The sequence below is a fragment of the Pararhizobium antarcticum genome (assembly GCF_001885585.1).
GTDB lineage: Bacteria > Pseudomonadota > Alphaproteobacteria > Rhizobiales > Rhizobiaceae > Pararhizobium > Pararhizobium antarcticum.
This window is the reverse complement of record NZ_LSRP01000123.1, coordinates 1-18,419: the sequence shown is the minus strand read 5'-3', so window position 1 is coordinate 18,419 and position 18,419 is coordinate 1. Positions and strand designations below refer to the sequence as shown.

Sequence of the window (18,419 nt, the reverse complement as noted above, 5' to 3'; positions counted from 1 at the left end):
TATATTTATGTTTCTACCGCTTGCTTTGGCGACTTATTATTTGGTGCCATTCCGGTTTCGATCCCTCGTCATTCTTGCCTTCTCCTATTCTTTCTATGCGTGGTGGAGACTTGATTATTTGATGCTGCTGGTGCTGGTCACGGTCTGGACGTATGCCTTTGGCAAAAGGATTTATGAGAACCCTGATCCCGTCAGAAAGAGGCGACTGCTCATTATCTCACTGATGGGGCCTCTGGCTGCCCTCGCCTATTTCAAATATTTTAATTTTTTCGTTGATAGCCTTTCGGTCTTTCTTAACGAAGGCAAAAATTTTTCGGCGCTCTACGCCAACATTATTCTCCCGATCGGAATCTCGTTCTACGTGTTCCAGGCGGTTTCTTACCTGGTCGACATTTACCGCAACGATGCTGCGCCTTCACGAAATTTCGTCGATTTTGCAGCTTTCAAAGCGCTGTTTCCGCAATTGGTTGCAGGCCCGGTGCTGCGCTACAAGGATCTAGCCAATCAGTTCATCGCCCGGGAACATTCGTTCCTGCTGTTCTCCGAAGGCTGTGTCCGATTTTTTACCGGTCTGGCAAAGAAGGTCTTGATCGCCGATTCAGTCGCGCCAATTGCAGACGCGATATTCGCAAAGGCCGACCCGACATTCGTCGAGGCCTGGCTTGGCGCGATTGCATATTCCACACAGCTGTACTTCGATTTTTCCGGCTATTCGAGTATGGCCGTCGGTCTCGGCATGATGATGGGCTTTCGCTTTATCGAAAACTTCCAGTTTCCCTATATTTCACGTTCGATTACCGAATTCTGGCGTCGGTGGCATCTGAGCCTGTCTGCTTGGCTGCGGGATTATCTCTATATTCCGTTGGGCGGCAGCCGGAAGGGACCGCGCAGGACTTACGTAAACCTGTTCGTGACTATGGTTCTCGGCGGGTTGTGGCACGGTGCCAATTGGACGTTTGTTCTCTGGGGCATATGGCATGGTGGTTTGCTTGTCGTTGAGCGGCTGCTCGGCGTCACACAAACGACACGCAGGCCACCTGTCGCCATGTTCACGACGCTTATTCTGGTCATGCTTGGCTGGGTGATGTTCCGAGCAACCGATGTTTCAGCGGCGATTGACATGTATCGCGGACTCGTGGGGCTCAATGGCTTCGAAATGCAGGCTGATATCGCATGGCAGGTCAAGAACTTCGCTCTGGTCTGTCTTGCGCTCGGAATTGTCGCGGCTTTCACCGAGCCCTATGTCGGCAATATCCTGACCTTGAATGTGCCCCGTGACCGTGGTGTATTCCAGCGCACGATGCGCTACGGCTCCGTGGCATCGGTGATTGTCTGCACGCTTGGCCTGGTATCCATGCTGAAACTGTCTGCCGATAATGACTCGCCGTTCCTCTACTTTCAGTTTTAGGAGTTCCCCGTGAGCATCTTCAGTCGCGTCCTGTTATCCGTGTTCATGATCTGCGTGCTGGTGTTCGGCGTCATCCTGACTGCCAGTTTTACACTGACTTTCAACGCGAAAGATCTCTCAATAAGTCAATATCAGGATGTGATAACCGGAAAATTCACCTCCAAAGTTGAATCGGCGTATGAGAAAAACGTTCCTTTTCACAGCGCTGCGGTCCACCTGTTCAATGCGATATCGTTCAACCTGTTCGGCGAGGCACGAACAGGTGCGCTTGTGGGGCGTGATGGCTGGCTGTTCACCACCGAAGAATTTTCCTGGTCGCGTCGCTCTGAGGATAATCTGGCTGCGGCCTTCGAGCGGGTCCTAGAGGTTCGATCCGTCTTGAAAGCCAAGGGCGCGGACCTGGTAGTGTTGCCGGTTCCGGCAAAGGCGGCGGTCGCTGCCAACAAGCTCGGCGATCTGATTTTGCCCAGTCGAAATGCTGGCGTTTATGATCGTTTCCGTACATTTCTTGAAGACAAGAACATTCGATCCGTGGACTTGCAGAGGGCCTACGATATTCCCGGCGCCGACAGACTTTTTCTTGTGTCGGATACACATTGGTCGACAGAAGGCAGCAGCGTAGCAGCGCGGACAGCGTGCAACGAGATATCGACACTTAAGCCATTGCACGAAATGACTTTTGAGGCCAAAACCCGAATGGAAGTCCTCCATGTTGGGGACCTGTCGAAATTCATAGATATGGGGTGGTTCGCGCCCGCCTCCGTCCATGCAGCAGACCGGATTGTCGGGATTGATGCGGCAATGATTATATCCGACGCGGACAGCTTGTTTGCCGATTCCACACATCAAAACGACCCGGCGATACCACTCGCACTGGTCGGGACAAGCTATAGTGCTAATTCGACCTGGTCGTTTGAAGACCATCTGAAGCTCGCATGCGGGATGGATGTTCTTAACTATTCGCAGGAGGGGCGAGGCCCGTTTGAGCCAATGAGTGCGTTCCTCAAAACCATTGAAAAGGGTCCGATTGCGCCAATCGTCGTGTGGGAAATTCCGGTCCGCTATCTCGATGATCTCGACAGGGATGCATTGCGCAAAACGCTGTAGGTCACGCCATGGAAACCCCGCTCCAGCAGACGCGTATCGGAACAATCCAAATATCGTTTAGTACAGATGCCGACACGATGGAAAAAATGTTAAAGATGCCTTAATTTTTTATTGATCAAACCCAAAAAGCATATATGGTATTAGCAGGCGCGGGATATTTTCGGCCTATTATTTAAACAAATTATTTTTCTATACAAACTTCAATTTGCCTTCTCTTAATAGAATAGGCAAACACTGTGATTTCGTCGTAAAGATCAAAATAGAACTACAATATAGTAATTTTTTCCCATATTTATATAATTCTGCGAAGAATAGGGCTTATGCGTATGAGAAGCCAACCATCTCGCTTTATATTTAAAACAGAAGAAATAGCCAAGGATGTCGTTGACCTCCGTGCTATTGCTACCCGCTACACAACGGATAGATCGCGTTTGATCGAATGGAGCGAAGGTCTCCCCGCGCACCTGGTGTTTGTTGTCTGTCTACTGCTGCTGGTGATGAACGTTTCGGAGGGCTGGTTCTGGGGGGGGCATGCCGGCCTTTTTCTGGGTCTCGGCATCCTCGCGATATGGCGCTACAGCTGGGGCTTGCTGCATTTCGTTCGCTCCAACCTGTACCGCTACCGCGTCTTTCCGCGTCTGCGCAAGGAGGCCGATCGCGTCTTGCTCGACCGCGAGCAGGCGGGCAAGGCGCCTCACGCGTTCCTGTTGGTGACGAGCTATCGGATTGACGGCGATACCACCGCCGAGGTCTACCGAGCAACATTCGAGGCGGCAAAAGCAGCAGTAGGTCCTGTTACCGTCGTCGCTTCCATTGTCGAGATGGGCGACCAAAGGCTGATACGGGCCATGCATCGCCTCATCTGCGGAGAAAACAGCCCTATCGACCTGATTATCACGCGCATTAATGGCAGTGGCAAACGCGACGCCCTCGCCTATGCCTTTCGAGCCATTTCGAAAATGTCGCCCGACAAGGATGACGTGATTGCTGTGATTGACGGTGATTCAATCGTGCCGGTCGACCTGATCGAGAAATGCGCAGGCTTCTTCGATGCAGACCCTAGCGTCGGCGCACTGACCACGGACGAGACATCCAGGGTTCGCGGCAAATCCGCCTTTCACATCTGGTATAGTTTACGCTTCGCCCAACGCCACATCTTGATGTCATCGAACGGCTTGTCCAGGCGGGTTTTGACGCTCACTGGCCGCATGTCGATGTTCAGAGCATCCGTAGTGTGTGACCCCAGCTTTATCCAGCAGGTGGAATCCGACTATATCGATCACTGGCGTCTCGGTCGGCTCGATTTCCTCACCGGAGATGACAAGTCGAGCTGGTTCTGGCTTCTGAAAAACGGTTATCGGATGCTTTACGTGCCAGACGTCGTTGTCGCAACCGTGGAAGATCCGCCGACGCAGAAATTCGTTTCAGCTGCCGCACAGCTTATGACCCGCTGGTTCGGCAATATGTTGCGCACAAACGGACGCGCACTTGAGCTTGGACCGGCCCGGATAGGCTATTTTACCTGGTGGACGATTTTCGATCAGCGGGTATCGATGTGGACGTCGCTTGCCGGGCTGGTGATGGTCTTGCTCATCGCATTTCTGGAAAACCCGCTGATCATACCGACGTACATCGTCTGGATCCTTTTTACGCGTTACATCATGACTTTGATGCTTCTAAACTCACGCAAACGCGTTTCGATATTTTATCCGTTCTTTATATACTTCAACCAGATCTTTGGATCCCTTATAAAGACATTTATCTTCTTCCGCCTTAACCGCCAGAAATGGACCCGGCAAAAGACCACCCTGATGGCTTCCCCAGGGTCGTTGAAGTTGAAAATGCAGGACGCATCCTCCGTCTATATGCACGGCCTCGCAGCCGCCTTGTTCATCACTGCCATCGCACTCTTCCTCGGCGAGATATCGCTTCCCGACCTCGGCAATCTCGCCTTCATCATTCCATCGCGCTAACGAACGCAGGAGCAGTCAATGAGTATCAACATGGTGAAATTCGAGGCGGACGAGCAACGCCAGCACGCGCGATACAAGCTGCCGCTGAAATGCGTCATCGAACAACACCGCTATGAGGCCGTTGATTTTTCCGTGGCCGGAATGGGAGTCGGAACCGGAACAGCAGTATTGCGCAAGGGAAGGGTCGTCCCCATCCAGCTTCAGTTTCCTTTCGACGGCTTCGAATTTTCGCTCAATTTGAAAGCGGAGGTCTGCTACTCCGACCCGGTCAATGGAAGATCTGGTTTGAAGTATGTCGAACTGACCGACAGTAATGTGCGGATCCTGCGCTTTATCCTGGATTCGTACCTGTCCGGCGAACTTTTGATGATCAATGAGTTGCTCGATTTCTCGCGGCGTTCCGTTGATGTCCGCGGCAGATCCAAAGGCCAGGAAAAAGCCGCGGCAACCTTTGGACGAAAAGCCGGACATGCACTTCGCCGAACGCTGAATATAACGGCAACGACTGCTCTTTCACTGGCAGTCCTGCTTGCCCTTTTCGGGGGCCTCTATCAAAAGCTTTGGATTTTCGAGGCAACGTCAGCAATTGTTTCCATCGACAGTGTTCCAGTTGTCGCATCTTCCGACGGTGTTCTCACCAACCTCGTAACGGGACCTGTCAAGAGCGGTGAACGCATCGCCACAATCCTTACGGGTAGCGGTCAAAGTGTCTCTGTGGTGTCGCCGTGTAACTGTATTGCAGATAAATCGGCTGCCAATGTCGATGCGCAGGTACACAATGGCCAACAATTGCTCTCGCTTCAGGCAAGCGACGCCGCTCCGCATATTACAGCCCTCGTCGAGCGATCACATGTGATGGATCTATACAAGGGCGTCGATATCTCGGTCGCCCTGCCCCAAGAAAAGGCCGTCAAGAAGGCAACCATCCTGGAACTGCCAAGGTTGGACGAGACTGACCTTGCTGGAACCGGTCCGGTTCCCGTCAAGATCGCGCTTGAGGGCGTCAACGCAAACTCGGTTGGCGCACCGGCGGATGTCCGATTTGACAAGGGACCAAGAAGTTTTTTGCAAAACTGGCTGACCACATTTGCTGCACAACTCCGATAACGCTCGGTTGGGAGCTTCGGCCCGGCATCTTCGTTTTGCAATGACGAGTGTTGAAGGCTCAACGCGATTTTGACGGATATCGTTCCTGATCCGCAGACCGGCTGAACATTAGCCTGCTCGAAGAAAGATTGGACATATGTTTTTGCGTCATCCTGTTTCGTTTCGACCCGTTGAACGCCTTTCCAGCGCGCCGCTGCGCTTGTCGAGCGTGGCTCTGCTCGCCTGTGCACTGTGCCTTTTGGCAGGTGGATTGGCCCAAGGCCAGACCGCGGAAATTGATACAATCGCAAAAGACGTGCGCCAGGGCGTCCTTGATGCGGATGCCGCCAAGGACATTGATGCGCGTATTGCAGCGATCAGCCGTTCCCGCGAACAGTTTGGGCAATTGCTCTTGCGTCTTCAGAACGGGATACCGGAAGTGGAGAATGTCGTTGAGGCTTTATCTTCTGAGGGCGTGACGGCAGATATACTCACATCCTCTCATGTCAGCGCACTTGCGGAAAAACTGAAGTCAAGCAGGCTGGATGCCGAAGCGCGCACCGGGCTAAGGTCCCAACTTCTGGAGCTCATTGACAGCGTTGGACGACCGGAACTGAGGATCGCCGCTATAGGCAATTACGCCTTGTCTCTCGTAAATACAGACAGGTTTGCCGCTAGCGCAGCGCTCGACAAGGCCGTGGTCAGCGTTGAACAGATCACGGAACCGCATGCGAAGAATGCAGTTCTCAACAGCATCGCGCAAATCGGTACAATTATCGATCCTCAAATCACATCCTTGAATGCCAATCGTGCCATCAGCAGGATGTGGCCTGCCCGTATGCGCGCCTATGCACGTTATGACATCGCGTTGCGCATTCTGAACGATAAGAAAATTGCTGGCAAACCGATAAAGGAAGCAAAAAAAGCGGAAATTCTGAAGCAAAGCGCAACGGCCCTGCAACGTGGTGATCTCGAGAATGCGCTGGTCTGGGCTTTGGCTGTGCCACCGGAAGACTCTGAAAGCCGCAAGGCCGGTATCGATGCTGTCACTGATACGATCCTGAAGAATAACGAGTTATCATACTTGCCGATTGTGGCATCCAGCCTGTCGGATGCTAGCGATCAGGAAGACCTGATTGTCAGGATCATTCGCAATCGGCTGGAGTTGAATAGGGCGCTTGACGCAGTGGCGTTCGCCGAGTTCTTGGCGCCCGGCCCCCTGCGCGCTCAAATTGATTTTGCAATCGCAGCCGAGTTACAAGATCGCGGCCTCACCAAAATGGCGACGGAGCTCTATGAGGGCGGTGTCGCGATCGCAAGGCGTCTGGGCGGAGCCGAGCGCGATGTCGCACTTGTTGCAGCGATCAACGGCGCGATCAGCCTGGATCGGACGACTGATGCCCTAGCGTTTCTTCCGGATCTGACAAAAACACAGGCCACATCCGACGCGGTGGCAAATGTGGCAAAAAGCCTCGCCGATCAGGACCGGATTCCAGAGGCGGAAGCACTGCTTCCATCCGTCACAAGAGACAAGGACCGCGACGAGGCGCTGTCAGGGATCGGCCGTGCAAAAGTAAAGGCAGGTGATCTGGCCGGCGGTGAACTGGCCATCAAAGCCATCGGCAACCTGCGGGACAAGGGCCGTGTCCAGTCGGAAATGGCAAGGGCTTACGCAAAGCAGGGAGATTTTGGCGAAGCGCAGTCCATGATTGCTGCGATCAAGGATGAAAACTATCAGATCGAAGCCCTGTTGCGGGTCGCCAAAGAGATGCGCGTCGGAACGGAAAAGGACGCATTCCATGCCCTCGTGGATCGAGCGCTACAGGCGACCGACGCACAAGCCGACGCCAAGGATCGGGACAACAACTATCTGGATATTGTCGAACTTCTGTCGTCTTCGAAAGACACAGATATGGCAAAAAGAATCGTCCAGAAGATTGCGGATGACAAAATAAAGGCCAAGGCTGTCGGTCTGATAAGCAAGAGCTCCGCCTCGCTTGGACAATTCAACCAGGCGTTTGATTATCTTGCTGGCAACACATTCGCCAATAGTGATGAGGCCTTGCGCGGAGACGTCCTGGTCGAACTGTCTCGCTTCCCCGAGCTTTTGAAAATGGCATCCCTTGGGGCGACGAAATTGCGCGACGATCGCATTCGGGTACGTGTCTCGCGATCAATTGCTGAAATCCAACTTGCGGGCCTCGACAGCTTTGGGCTTGGCCATGGCAAAAATAAACCGGAAGATTATCGCAAACGAACCGTAAAAGTAGCGGCGACATCCGTTGAAACGAATGCTGGATCGTCCGTCTTCGGCAACAATGCGCTCAAATTGTCGCGTGTAGCCGGCCTGGATCCAGAAGCTGGTGCCTACAGTTATCCCGACGTCAGCCTGGGTGTTGCTAGCGTACGCGCTCTGATTCCGCTCCCGCGGGCCGGACGCGTCAGCACCACCTTGGCCAATTTGAGCCCATTCAATGATAAATTCCTTGAAGATCTGGCGGCAGGAAACACCGGCTTGACATTTGCAGCAACTGCACAGGCGACGCCCTACCCGCGGATCATTGTCGTCGAGAGAGGGGTCTATACACTTGGGAGCCTTGCAACCGAGCTGGCCGGGAACGGCACCTATCCTCTCGTGACCCGAAAGGGCGATATCGTGACATTGCGTGCGCCACTTTTGGTTGCTAAGGGCGCCAGTCTGATCCTGTCCGGCCAGGAAGCCTCCGCCTACCGCATGTCGGTCGAGGCTGGCAGCTTCATCGCGGTCGCAGGAACCCTTTATGTCAATGACACAACGGTCACATCCTGGGAGGAAGAGCACGCACGGCCCCGCTATTCCGACAAGTCGAAACGACAGAATTTCCGACCATATATCATTGGATGGAGCAACTCCAAAATGATGATTGGTGGCTCAACCCTCGACTCGTTGGGTTATGCGGCACCGAAATCCTTTGGCCTGTCGTTTTCGGCCGGCCCAAAGACCGTCGTTCAAAACAAAGCCGACAATACGGCGCCAACTGGGATTGTGGCTGACAATTACTTTCATAATTTCGAGTACGGCTTTTATTCCTATGAGGCCGAGGAGGTCAGCCTCGTTGGCAACGAATACAGGGATAATGTTCTGTATGCAGTTGATCCCCATGACAGATCACATCGCTTGCTAATTGCACTGAACACTGCCTACGACACCAAGGCCAAGCACGGCATTATCGTCTCGCGCGAAGTCAATGAAAGCTGGATCGTCGGCAATGTCTCGCATGGCAATACCGGCTCAGGCTTCATGATTGATCGCAACAGCGTCGACAACTACGTCTACGGCAATGTCGCCTTCAACAACGAACAGGATGGCCTGACTTTTTTTGAAAGCAGTTGCAACCTGGCGGTCTCGAACCGCTTCTTCGACAACAAGCGCGCCGGGATCAAGATCCGAAACAGCTGGGACATCGGTGTCCATGGCAATATCCTGGAAAAAAACAAGGAGTCTGCAATCCATGGCTATATCAGCAACCTGAAGGTCTCGGCGGCAAACGCGCTGCGCGACTTCGAATTAGACCCGTACCTTCCGATCACGACATTTTCGGCTAGCCGCAATCGTTTGGCTGGCAATGGCGACGGCATCAAGGTCAACGGCGCCTCCGCTTTCAGCCTTTCCAACAACGACTACCTGGGTCAGATGGGACGTCTGGTCGACGGCGATGCGCGGGCATTCGAAGGACACATCCTGCGCTTCAATCAGCACAACCGCGTGGTGATCACGGCCACCGCCTGCGTTCCCAAACGCCCTGTTGATCATGAATGCAAATTTCTCGACAACGGATATCTGGGAGCGACGCAACAATCACTCATGCTGTCCACCCAGAGCGCTCCGGCAGCCTGCACCGATGTGCCAGGCTCGGTTCAAGGCAAGACCTTCAACGCGAAGGGAGACAATTCATGAAACTGTCTTTTCGCTTGCGGGGTCATAGAACTCTTATGTTGGGATGCGTGGGCGCGCTCTTCAGTGGATCGTTGCTGTTCACCGGCGTGGCTGCGGCTTCGGGCCAGGTTTACCGTGGCCTGTTTGATGTCGAAAGTCGCAAGCAGGCCTTGGCTTCTCAAGCGAACGACGTTGGGCGCAAGAACTGCCTTGCGGTCGCTGTCGATCCAAAATGGGCGGACCTGGCCGTCATAGACGGCTTCAAAGCGACGGCCGGATACGGAACAGATCGCGCTGGGGCGGAATTTGCATGGGCGATGATGGTCCTGTCGGGCCGCGTAATGGCGGGCGACACGCAATCGGCGACCATGTTGCGTAACCTCCTTACCAAATGGGCGGGCGCCAAAGCGTTTCAAGACACGGAGCTTTCCCACGACGCCTATTATGCTCTGAAACGGGCACTGCTTCCTACAATCGTCGCCTTTTCCATCGTGAAGGATGGCCTTACGGACGATCACGCGAACCTGGTCGAACAGTGGCTGGATCCTATTGTGCGCAGTGTTGATCATCGTTTTGATGGCGAGGTTGATCTCAACAACCACCGTTACCTTGCCGACAGCGTGCTCATGCTATGGGGCGCAGTGGTCGAAGATGACGAACTTTATGCGAAGGGGCGCGACCGCTTTCTGTCGATTTTATCGGAGGCGCGCAACGATGGAAGTCTACCATTGGAAACACGGCGCGGCGCCCGTTCCTTGTGGTATATGAGACAGTCGTTGACGAGTATGGTCGTCATGGCGGAAGTGGCGCGCGGTCGCGGTGAAAACCTGTATGACGCTGAAAGCTCCGATAGTGAAGACATGCAAAAATCGATCTGGACGATTTTCTCGTACTGGTTGAACGGCATCCGCGACCCGGCGCTGGTCGACGCCTACGCTGCGGAAAACTATATTCCTGGCCCGGAAACGGACTACCTCAAGCAAGATCGGGGCTTTCTCACGAAGCGCAGCAACGGCCGCCATTATCTGGCATTCCTCGAGGTCCTGAATGACCAGCCGCCATCCCGTATGACTGTCAAGCGAGCAACGCTGCTCTTGCAGGACAATGGCAGACCAGAACGTCCCTTGATCGACGAATTTGTCGGCGGCAACGCCACCTGTTTTTGGGGGCAAACATGAGTATATCACGGTATTTCAGAATCCTCCTGTTGAGTGGGGCTTGTCTTCTTGGACCGCTCCAAGTTTCAGCCGCGGCGGAACGGACAACGGCCGCCCAGCGCATGCAGCAAATCCATGCTCTTGCCAATCGCACTGATGGTCCGGGCCTGCTCGAATACGCGCGATTGCTGCGGTCCGGTGTACAGGTTGACGCGGACAATCCACTCGCGGTTCCAGACTACTTTAAAGCGCGAAAGATGGCGGAAGCTGCACTTACCGTGCAAGGAACACACACCGCCGAAGCCAAACTCACCCTGGGAAAGATGCTTTTGGCCAGTGAGGGCGGAGCATATGATGGAGATCGTGCCCTTCGCCTATTGCAGGATTCCGCGAGTACCGGCCAGGCTGAAGCCGCCTATCTCGTTGGCAATACACTGGCGGCAAATCCAGGCAGGCTTGCCGATGCCCGTCGCAATCTGCAACTTGCGATGCGGCTGGGGTTTGGAGCCGCTGCATTTAAGCTGAGCGCACTCTCGCAGAGCGAGGCTGAACGGTCTGCGCTGAATTCGTTTGGCATCACACTCTTGGAAAAGCGTTTTGCCACAAGCGACGCCCGTTCGGGGTACGAACTTGGTGAATATTATCGTCGCCAAGCGCAATCCGACGAAGCGCTCAAGCTCGCTCTGGATTGGTATCGAAAGGCCAGTGATCTTGGCCATGAGCGCTCGACCTACTGGATGGCGCGTCTTCAGAGCGAGCCGGGAACAGGCCTGTTCAATCCGAAAGAAGCCGTCCGCTACTACGAGATCGCGGCTGAAGCCGGAGACATCGCGGCAGCACGCGAAATTGTTCGAGGTTTCGCAGAGGCCAACGGGCTGGAGGTCGATAAGGCAAAGTTTGATCGCTGGGTCCGGTATCTCGCGCAAATCAATGATTCAACGGCAATCCTATATTTCTCATCACAACTCGAACGCTCCCTGCTGGAGCGACAAAAAATTTCTGATGCAATTTTTACACGCGTCGCCAAGGGCGAAATTCGGGACATCGACGAAATCCTGCGTATCGGTGAAATGTTCGACGCCGGAAACGGCGTGATCGGTAGCGCCGCTCGCGCACTGCAGCTTTACCAAATGGCCGTCGAACGTAAATCACGTGACGGGGCTGTGCGATTTGGCGAATTGCTGATCGCGCAGCCCGCATTGCGAACCGATGAAAATGTTGCACTCGCAAGGCTGCGGCTCGAAGAGTTTGCCAACAATGGCAGCGTCAACTCTGCCGTGGTGATCGGCGACATGACCCTCAAGGGAATGGGCGTCCCAGCGAGCACTGCGAAGGCGGTCGAATGGTATCAAAAGGCGCAGACCGTGACGTCATCCGTGCGTGTCATGAACCGGATCGCCAACGCCTATCTTTTATCGACTGATCCGGCAGAACAGCGCAAGGCGGTAGGATTTCTGGAATCCGCAACCGCAGCCAACAGCGATGCCGCAATGCTGAAGCTAGCAAAGGTCCTGAGCCAAGGAACCCTGGTTCCTCAGAATCTTGAGCGGGCGGTAGAGCTACTTACAGCAGCCTCCGAGCGCGGTCGCACTGACAGTCTGAGCGAGTTGGCCAATCTCTATATTGTCATCGGTGGTCCGGACTCGTTGCAAAATGCCTATACGACATTTGCGAAGGCTGTTGCCACCGGCAATCCGGAAGCGCCCGTCGAGATGGCGCGGTTTTTGCAATCCTATGGAAAAATGAAGGACGCAATTCCATTTTTGAAGAAAGCGGCAAAAGGGGGAAGTTTCTCCGCAGCAATTGATCTTTATGAGACCCTATCGGCAGAAAGCGGAGATGCGAATACGGGCATCGAATGGTTGCAGATGGCAACAGACTTGGTCGGCGAGACGCGGCAAAACCGCTTCCTTTTGGCAAAGGCCCTGTTGCGGCCAAATGACAAGCTTCTCAACCTACAAGGGTTCAGCATTCTGCAGGAAATGGTGACCGGGAAGGTGCCTGGCGCCGTTAATGCGCTGGCTGCGGCTTACATCGAAGGCCGAGTGGTCGCCCAGGACGTCCACCGTGCTGTCCAGGTCCTCGAAACGGCGATGAATCAAGGCGACATCGACGCGGTCCTCATGCTTGCAGACCTTTATCTGGAAGGAACAGAGGTGCCATCCGACCCGGACAAGGCACTCACGTATTATCGTAAGGTTTTGTCAATCGAACCTGAGAATGCGAGTGTCAATCTTCGGTTGGCTCAGATTTTCGGTGACGGGATTGGCGTTCCTGCCGACAAGGCAAAAGCTGTTCCCTACTACCAGATTGCCAGTGCCGCAGGCAGCCGCGCAGCCCAAAGGGAACTCGGGCTGGTGTACATGTGGGGAGCCGGTGTGCCCAGCGACCCCGATCGGGCGCACCAACTCCTGCTTGAAGCGGCAAGCCAAGGTTTTGACAGGGCATGGCATGATCTGTCCCTGCTCAACAGCGCAGGCATCGGAAGCGACATCGACCCACAGGCCGCTTTTCAATACAACTACAAAGGGGCTGAACGGGGCCAGACCGCGTCCATGATCCAACTGGGCATAGCGTTCCTTGCGGGATTCGGCGTGCCAAAAGACCCCGAAGCTGGGATCTTCTGGTTGGAAAGGGCGGCCGAAACACCGGGCGAATTCGGGCCTGGGGCAATGTACAGACTGTACGAAGCCTACCATCTCGGTCTTGGGGTCGAAAAAGACCAATCGCTTGCCCAAAGCTGGCTGAAGAAGGCGCGCGATGCGGGCAATCCGTCGGCGATGTTCCAGACGGCGCTTGTTTTGCGCGCAAGCGCGAATAGCTCTGAACAGGCTGATGGCCTGATGTGGATGAAAAAGGCGCAGTCACTCAAACACAATCAATCCAACAAGATACTGACGCGCCTTGCGCTGGGACCGGCTGCGCGCCCTGTGGTCGGGCAGCAAACGTTGTCTGACGAAGCGGACGAGGAGTAAGGCAATGACATACAAAACTTGGAAATCCGCTTCGGTTATCACTCAGGGACTTTTCGTCTTCCTTCTCTCTGGCGTTTGCGCCGCACAAGCAGCGCCTGGCGCCTGTCCAAAGCTGTCTGCTCCAGGCAACACCTTTGCGCTTGAACCTGGCCTAGGCGGAGTGTTTTTCCGCACCAGCACGGACCTGGAGGAATTTTTCGCTCGGACGTCCGAAACCATTGATACGATGCGGGATATCGCCGATGCCCTGAAGATAAAGGGAACCGAGCTTGTTTTCGTGCCGCTTCCTCCCCGAGGAATTGTGCAGCGTGACAAACTGGACACCGGTGAGCCAATACAGGCGAGATACAACTCCAAAGCCGCGATCGATGAATTCCGGCTTTATGTCCAACAGCTCAAAAAAGGCGGATTGAACACAGTCGATGTCCTGCAGGCCATTACGACCGCACATGCAGAAGAGGATTTCTTCTATGCCCGTGATCACCACTGGACCACAAAGGGAGCACAACTGACCGCCAAGGCGGTCGGTGAGGTTGTCAAGAAACTGGAAATTTACAATACGCTCCCGCACTACAACTTTGAAACCGTGCAAACGGGAACGCTGGACTACATCTCAGGCATGGGCCACGAGATTCAATCGCTTTGCGGCTCGGCCATCGATACCGAAAAGGATGCCATCTGGTCCACCACTCGCAACGCCGACGATGCGACGGATCTGTTCGCAGATCAAGCCGCCGAGGTGAAACCTGCCGCTCTTGTCGGGTCATCGTTCAGTGCAACACCAGAATTCAATTTTGCTGGTTTTCTTTCCCAGGAAGTCAGCTTGGATTTCACCAACTATGCGGAGAACGGGGCCGAATTCATATCGTCTCTGGCAACGCTTTTGTTTTCCAAAAGGTTCCAGACCGAACCGCCTCCCCTTATCGTGTGGGAGGCGCCGTCATACTACGATGTTGACCAGACCATGTTCAAAGCATCTCGTCAGATTCTTGGTGCCATCTACGGTCCCTGCAACAGTGATTTGCTACTTGCCTCGTCGTCGCCCACCCGCAAACCAGATCAGCAGCAGATCCTATCGGTCGACGCCAAAAAGGGCATTAAAAGCAACGGCACCTATCTGGAACTCGATGCATCCCAGGCCGGGTTGAACAAACTGACGGTGACAGTCGAGTACGCCAATGGCGATAACGATATCATCACGCTTGGCGGTTTTGCACGTTTCGTCGATGACGGTCGCTTTTTCTTGAAGCTCAGCGATGAATTTACCGCACCTGTTACGGGAATTTCGATTGACGACAAGCTTGGCAATACGTCGCTCACGGCAAAGCTCTGCCGAGTTCCACGACAATACATGAAGCAGCAGGGGTAGTGTCATGTCAGATCACAACGGACATTTAGTTCAGACGCGGCGAGCATTCCTGTGGTCAGTTCCCGTCTCTTTGATGGGAGTGGTGGTGCTATCGCCTGCCGCTTTTTCCTCCGACGATGGCGGCATCTACGATCCAAGCATTCCAAGGGAATGGACCTTTGTTCGCTTTGTTTCCAAGGGACGCGCTGCGGATCTGACGGCACAAATCGACGACAAAGTGATTTCTTTCGTCGATAATGCCGTGTCGCAATACATGGCGCGCGCACCGGGTCTCTATAGCCTGACCGTCAACGGCAAGAGCGAAGAGCTTGCAATTGAGCCTAGCCAGTTTCTGACGATCGTCCTTGACCCGTCCTCTGCCAAATCAGTGATCATCCACGATAATTTTACCCAGGATCCTGCCAAATGTTCACTGGCTCTGTACAATATAACCAAACAGCCTTTGTCGCTGACGGCCTTGGCAAAAAGGACGCCTGTGCTCGAAAATGTCGCCTCTCTCAGTGGCGCGTCGCGCGCCGTAAACGCCGTTTCGATCGACCTCAATGTCGAGGCTTCCGGTGAAATCCTCAAGTCCTTCCGCAAGACCCTTCTGCGCCGTCGCTCAGTCACATCCATTTTCGTCTTTTCTGAAAAGCCAGATGACATCCTTCTAACCCTGGCAGCCGCAAAGAATTAAGTCACCACAGTCGGTTACCTCTTGCCCAGCGAGTGCATCATGCGTTGCGTCGAGTTACCCTACCCCTCTCCGTCTTGGCGACGACAGCGTGTATCGGCACGTCCTGCAGCCGTGATCGCGGCGCCAATTGCGCTCAGCGTACCGGCGGGCGCGGATGAATACCGACTGACAGTGCCCCTCAGCGCGGACAACAACAATGCGCCTGCGTGCAACAAAACGCAGTGCAAGCGCTGTCTCGCTAAAGTACGCAGCCGGCAGCACTATGGCTCAGGAAGATGGATGGTGTGACGCAATGGGGCATGTTCCAATGTTGAATGAGGGTGATCTGTCATGATGCGGTTTCTGCGTCCCTGTCGTGTCCTGACGTACGTCGCGTTTGCGTCGTTTGCGCTGCTAAAGAGTGTTCAGGCAGCGCCGATCGATCAGAAGAAATTTGAATCGGCGCGGACCTGGGAGGAACTTCGCGCTGGCCAAGGGTGGCCCGAACTGAACGCTGCTTTGAAACTCCCAGTGGCCAAACGCCTAGAAATCGCGACCATTGCCCTCGTGAACCCGCGCCGCGAGGCTCGAAATCTCGACTTTGGTTTTGCATTGGCACTGTCAATGGCCAAACAAAACCGGGATGCGGTCAGATTGGTGGCGCGGGGTATATTGAGCAACGAATACACATTCGGCAAAGACCGGATCGCAAGAGTTTTACGTCTGCTTGCCAACGAAGGCATACGCGGCTCCTCCAGCTGTGTGGTGGCATGGGCGCGTCTCCATGATCTTGGTCTGGACATGCCGCAAGATGCCACGCGTGCCTATGAGTGGTATCGCTGGGGGGCGCTGGTCGGCAACCAGCGCGGGATAGAAGAGACCGCATTTGCCCTGGCCAAGGGCAAGGGCACCGACAAGAACGTCGATGTCGCACTGGAATGGCTCAACAAGTTGCCGCCCCAACGAAGGGCGAAACAGTATGCGGAACTGGGCGATTATCTGGCCGCCACCGGAATGCCGGATGATTTTGCCAAAAGCGAGGTGGTTTATCTCGACGCCATGCAAACCGACCCTTTGATTGCGATCGGCGTCGCCGCAAAGCTCAACGATGGACGCTATAGCGAAAGCGCTAGAAAAGCCGCAATGGCCGTAATTGCCTCTGGTGATGCCAACGGTAGTCCCCTCGCGCAGCGGATCATCGCTAAGGGCCTCTGGGAAAGCACAAGCGAAGCGGATATTTCCAAAGCAATCCTCTTGTTTCTCAAGGCGGCCAAAACCGGTGATCAGGATGCGGTCAATTATCTTGCCCTGGCGATGAGCCGTTCCGGCGTCTCAACCGGCACGCACATCGAGATTTTCCCCGTGCTCGAAAAGCAGGCTCGGCTCGGCAATACAAACGCCATTCGTGCTGTCGGCGAAGCCTATTTTTCCGGTCGCGGCACATCGTTGTCGCTTCAAAAGGCCGCTGAATTTCGTCGTCTTGCAGCCGATCGCGGCGATGTCGAAGCCCAGTATCTGCTCGGCCTGATGTATATCCAGGCCAACGGTGTCGACAAGGATATACCAGAGGCAACCAAGTGGCTGACCAAATCGGCTGAAGCCGGAAATCTGATTGCGCGTTCAGCACTCATGTCGCTCACAACCAAGTAGACTTCTGTGCAGGCGGATGCGCCGGTTAGAAAACAAAGAGACGATTGAGCCGCAGGGCGCTGACATAGGTATTTTCGTCCGGAAGAGCGACTTGCCGGAGGCCAGTCAGGCGCTCGAAGAACCCGTCATCGGCAATGGCCATTGTGGTGGTGGTGCGCAATCGATCAATCGCGCCCGGGCAATGCGTCTCAGGATGGCGACCAAGGCCTTCCAGCACATGTTGGGTAGCCAGGAGAGGACGCAGTGCATAGACATGGTAGTTGCGGGCATAGCCGCCGCGATCGAGTTCGAGTGGCAGCATACCATTCTCATCGATCTGGCAGACCCCGAGATTATACGTCTCTTCAGCCCAGTCGACAAATCCGTCGTTGTTGGTGAACCTGCCGATCTGGGCCAGCGCCAGACCCGCCCAGAACCGGTGATTATTTCGGCGCGTTTTTGGGCCGGCCGATGTCTCGAAGTAGATGATGGTATCGCTGCCAATCTCCGTCAACCAGGCGATAATGTCTGCCCGGTCGTCGCGGGCGACCAAAGGGTCTGACCCCAGATCAGCGATCACAGTCGCGGTCTCAGCGATCATTCGGCCTCGCGTTACCTGCGCATCTCCAGTACTCGCGACAGTCAAGGCGCGAGATCGTGCCCATCCGGCAACGATCGTGAGAGCACAGCCCCCTCCCTCTTGGTACGCGATCGGTTCGAGGGTGCGAACGGCCCGCCAGACTGGGTCAATGCTGAAGGCTCTTAAGCTTGCTGCCGTCCTTTTCCCGCCGGCCAGTTGGACAGGGCCACCGTACTTGGACTGGGTTGCCAATTCGACTGGCAAAGTCCTTTCCCTTCCGAAGGCGCCGCAACCTCCTTCGCCAAGATGCGGGGTCGCCCGTGTCTCTCGATCGCGTTGCCAAAGTGGCAAATCTGATTTTTGTGAGACTGACGTGTTTAAGGAAAACTTCTCTTCCATTGCGCCCCCGGCAAGGTTTCCGGGAAAATCAGCGTCGATCATCGTGTAACCGGCCGAGGCAAATATCATGAGGATTAAAAGAGAAATGCGCACTTTGATAGCCTTGACACGCGATTGTATCAAAGCTGTACGAAAAGATCTCAAAGATGCGGTTAATGACCATTG

11 protein-coding genes are annotated in these 18,419 nt (G+C 54.6%); 10 read left to right on the top strand and 1 reads right to left on the bottom strand.

Translation table 11 applies throughout. The features are described 5' to 3' along the window. The 10 genes from AX760_RS22005 to AX760_RS21960 form a co-directional block, all read left to right on the top strand. A partial coding sequence (locus AX760_RS22005) for an MBOAT family O-acyltransferase (RefSeq protein ID WP_071835162.1) occupies window positions 1-1,408 on the top strand: 1,408 nt, incomplete at its 5' end. A 9-nt stretch (window positions 1,409-1,417) separates the two neighbouring features. After that, the gene (locus tag AX760_RS22000; protein ID WP_071835160.1) at window positions 1,418-2,515 is read left to right on the top strand and encodes an alginate O-acetyltransferase AlgX-related protein; all 1,098 of its coding nucleotides are present in this window, start codon (window positions 1,418-1,420) and stop codon (window positions 2,513-2,515) included. A gap of 431 nt (window positions 2,516-2,946) precedes the next feature. Beyond that, a complete protein-coding gene (locus AX760_RS21995; protein ID WP_245295077.1) occupies window positions 2,947-4,488 on the top strand; it encodes a glycosyltransferase in 1,542 nt (513 codons plus the stop codon). Between the two features lie 18 nt (window positions 4,489-4,506). Further along, entirely contained in the window at window positions 4,507-5,595 is a 1,089-nt protein-coding gene (locus AX760_RS21990) for a PilZ domain-containing protein (protein WP_071835159.1), read from the top strand. 136 nt (window positions 5,596-5,731) lie between these two features. Continuing rightward, on the top strand, window positions 5,732-9,511 hold the full coding sequence (locus AX760_RS21985) for a right-handed parallel beta-helix repeat-containing protein (protein WP_071835158.1): 3,780 nt from the start codon (window positions 5,732-5,734) through the stop codon (window positions 9,509-9,511). Then, window positions 9,508-10,668, top strand: coding sequence for an alginate lyase family protein (locus AX760_RS21980; RefSeq protein WP_071835157.1), 1,161 nt, complete (start codon window positions 9,508-9,510; stop codon window positions 10,666-10,668). The genes AX760_RS21985 and AX760_RS21980 overlap by 4 nt, the downstream gene beginning before the upstream one ends. A gap of 101 nt (window positions 10,669-10,769) precedes the next feature. Then, window positions 10,770-13,622 carry a tetratricopeptide repeat protein gene (locus AX760_RS21975; RefSeq protein ID WP_175552115.1) on the top strand — a complete coding sequence of 951 codons (2,853 nt, stop codon included), beginning with the start codon at window positions 10,770-10,772 and terminating at the stop codon, window positions 13,620-13,622. 4 nt (window positions 13,623-13,626) lie between these two features. Then, on the top strand, window positions 13,627-14,991 hold the full coding sequence (locus AX760_RS21970) for an alginate O-acetyltransferase (protein ID WP_083531285.1): 1,365 nt from the start codon (window positions 13,627-13,629) through the stop codon (window positions 14,989-14,991). Between the two features lie 4 nt (window positions 14,992-14,995). Then, window positions 14,996-15,667: an alginate O-acetyltransferase AlgF gene (locus AX760_RS21965; RefSeq protein ID WP_083531284.1), complete on the top strand. Its 672-nt coding sequence runs from the start codon at window positions 14,996-14,998 to the stop codon at window positions 15,665-15,667. Window positions 15,668-15,997: 330 nt separating this feature from the next. Beyond that, a complete protein-coding gene (locus AX760_RS21960; protein WP_071835152.1) occupies window positions 15,998-17,296 on the top strand; it encodes a tetratricopeptide repeat protein in 1,299 nt (432 codons plus the stop codon). Between the two features lie 25 nt (window positions 17,297-17,321). On the opposite strand, the gene AX760_RS27525 is transcribed toward AX760_RS21960, so the two are convergent. Next, on the bottom strand, window positions 17,322-18,419 hold a 1,098-nt coding region (locus tag AX760_RS27525; RefSeq protein ID WP_210187385.1), incomplete at its 5' end, for an alginate lyase family protein.

What these genes read in the sequence shown, in the direction of transcription:
- AX760_RS21990 (WP_071835159.1), top strand. Translation starts at nt 4,507, where the DNA reads ATGAGTATCAACATGGTGAAATTCGAGGCGGACGAGCAACGCCAGCAC.
- AX760_RS21980 (WP_071835157.1), top strand. Translation starts at nt 9,508, where the DNA reads ATGAAACTGTCTTTTCGCTTGCGGGGTCATAGAACTCTTATGTTGGGA.
- AX760_RS21985 (WP_071835158.1), top strand. Translation starts at nt 5,732, where the DNA reads ATGTTTTTGCGTCATCCTGTTTCGTTTCGACCCGTTGAACGCCTTTCC.
- AX760_RS21970 (WP_083531285.1), top strand. Translation starts at nt 13,627, where the DNA reads ATGACATACAAAACTTGGAAATCCGCTTCGGTTATCACTCAGGGACTT.
- AX760_RS21960 (WP_071835152.1), top strand. Translation starts at nt 15,998, where the DNA reads ATGATGCGGTTTCTGCGTCCCTGTCGTGTCCTGACGTACGTCGCGTTT.
- AX760_RS21965 (WP_083531284.1), top strand. Translation starts at nt 14,996, where the DNA reads ATGTCAGATCACAACGGACATTTAGTTCAGACGCGGCGAGCATTCCTG.
- AX760_RS21975 (WP_175552115.1), top strand. Translation starts at nt 10,770, where the DNA reads ATGCAGCAAATCCATGCTCTTGCCAATCGCACTGATGGTCCGGGCCTG.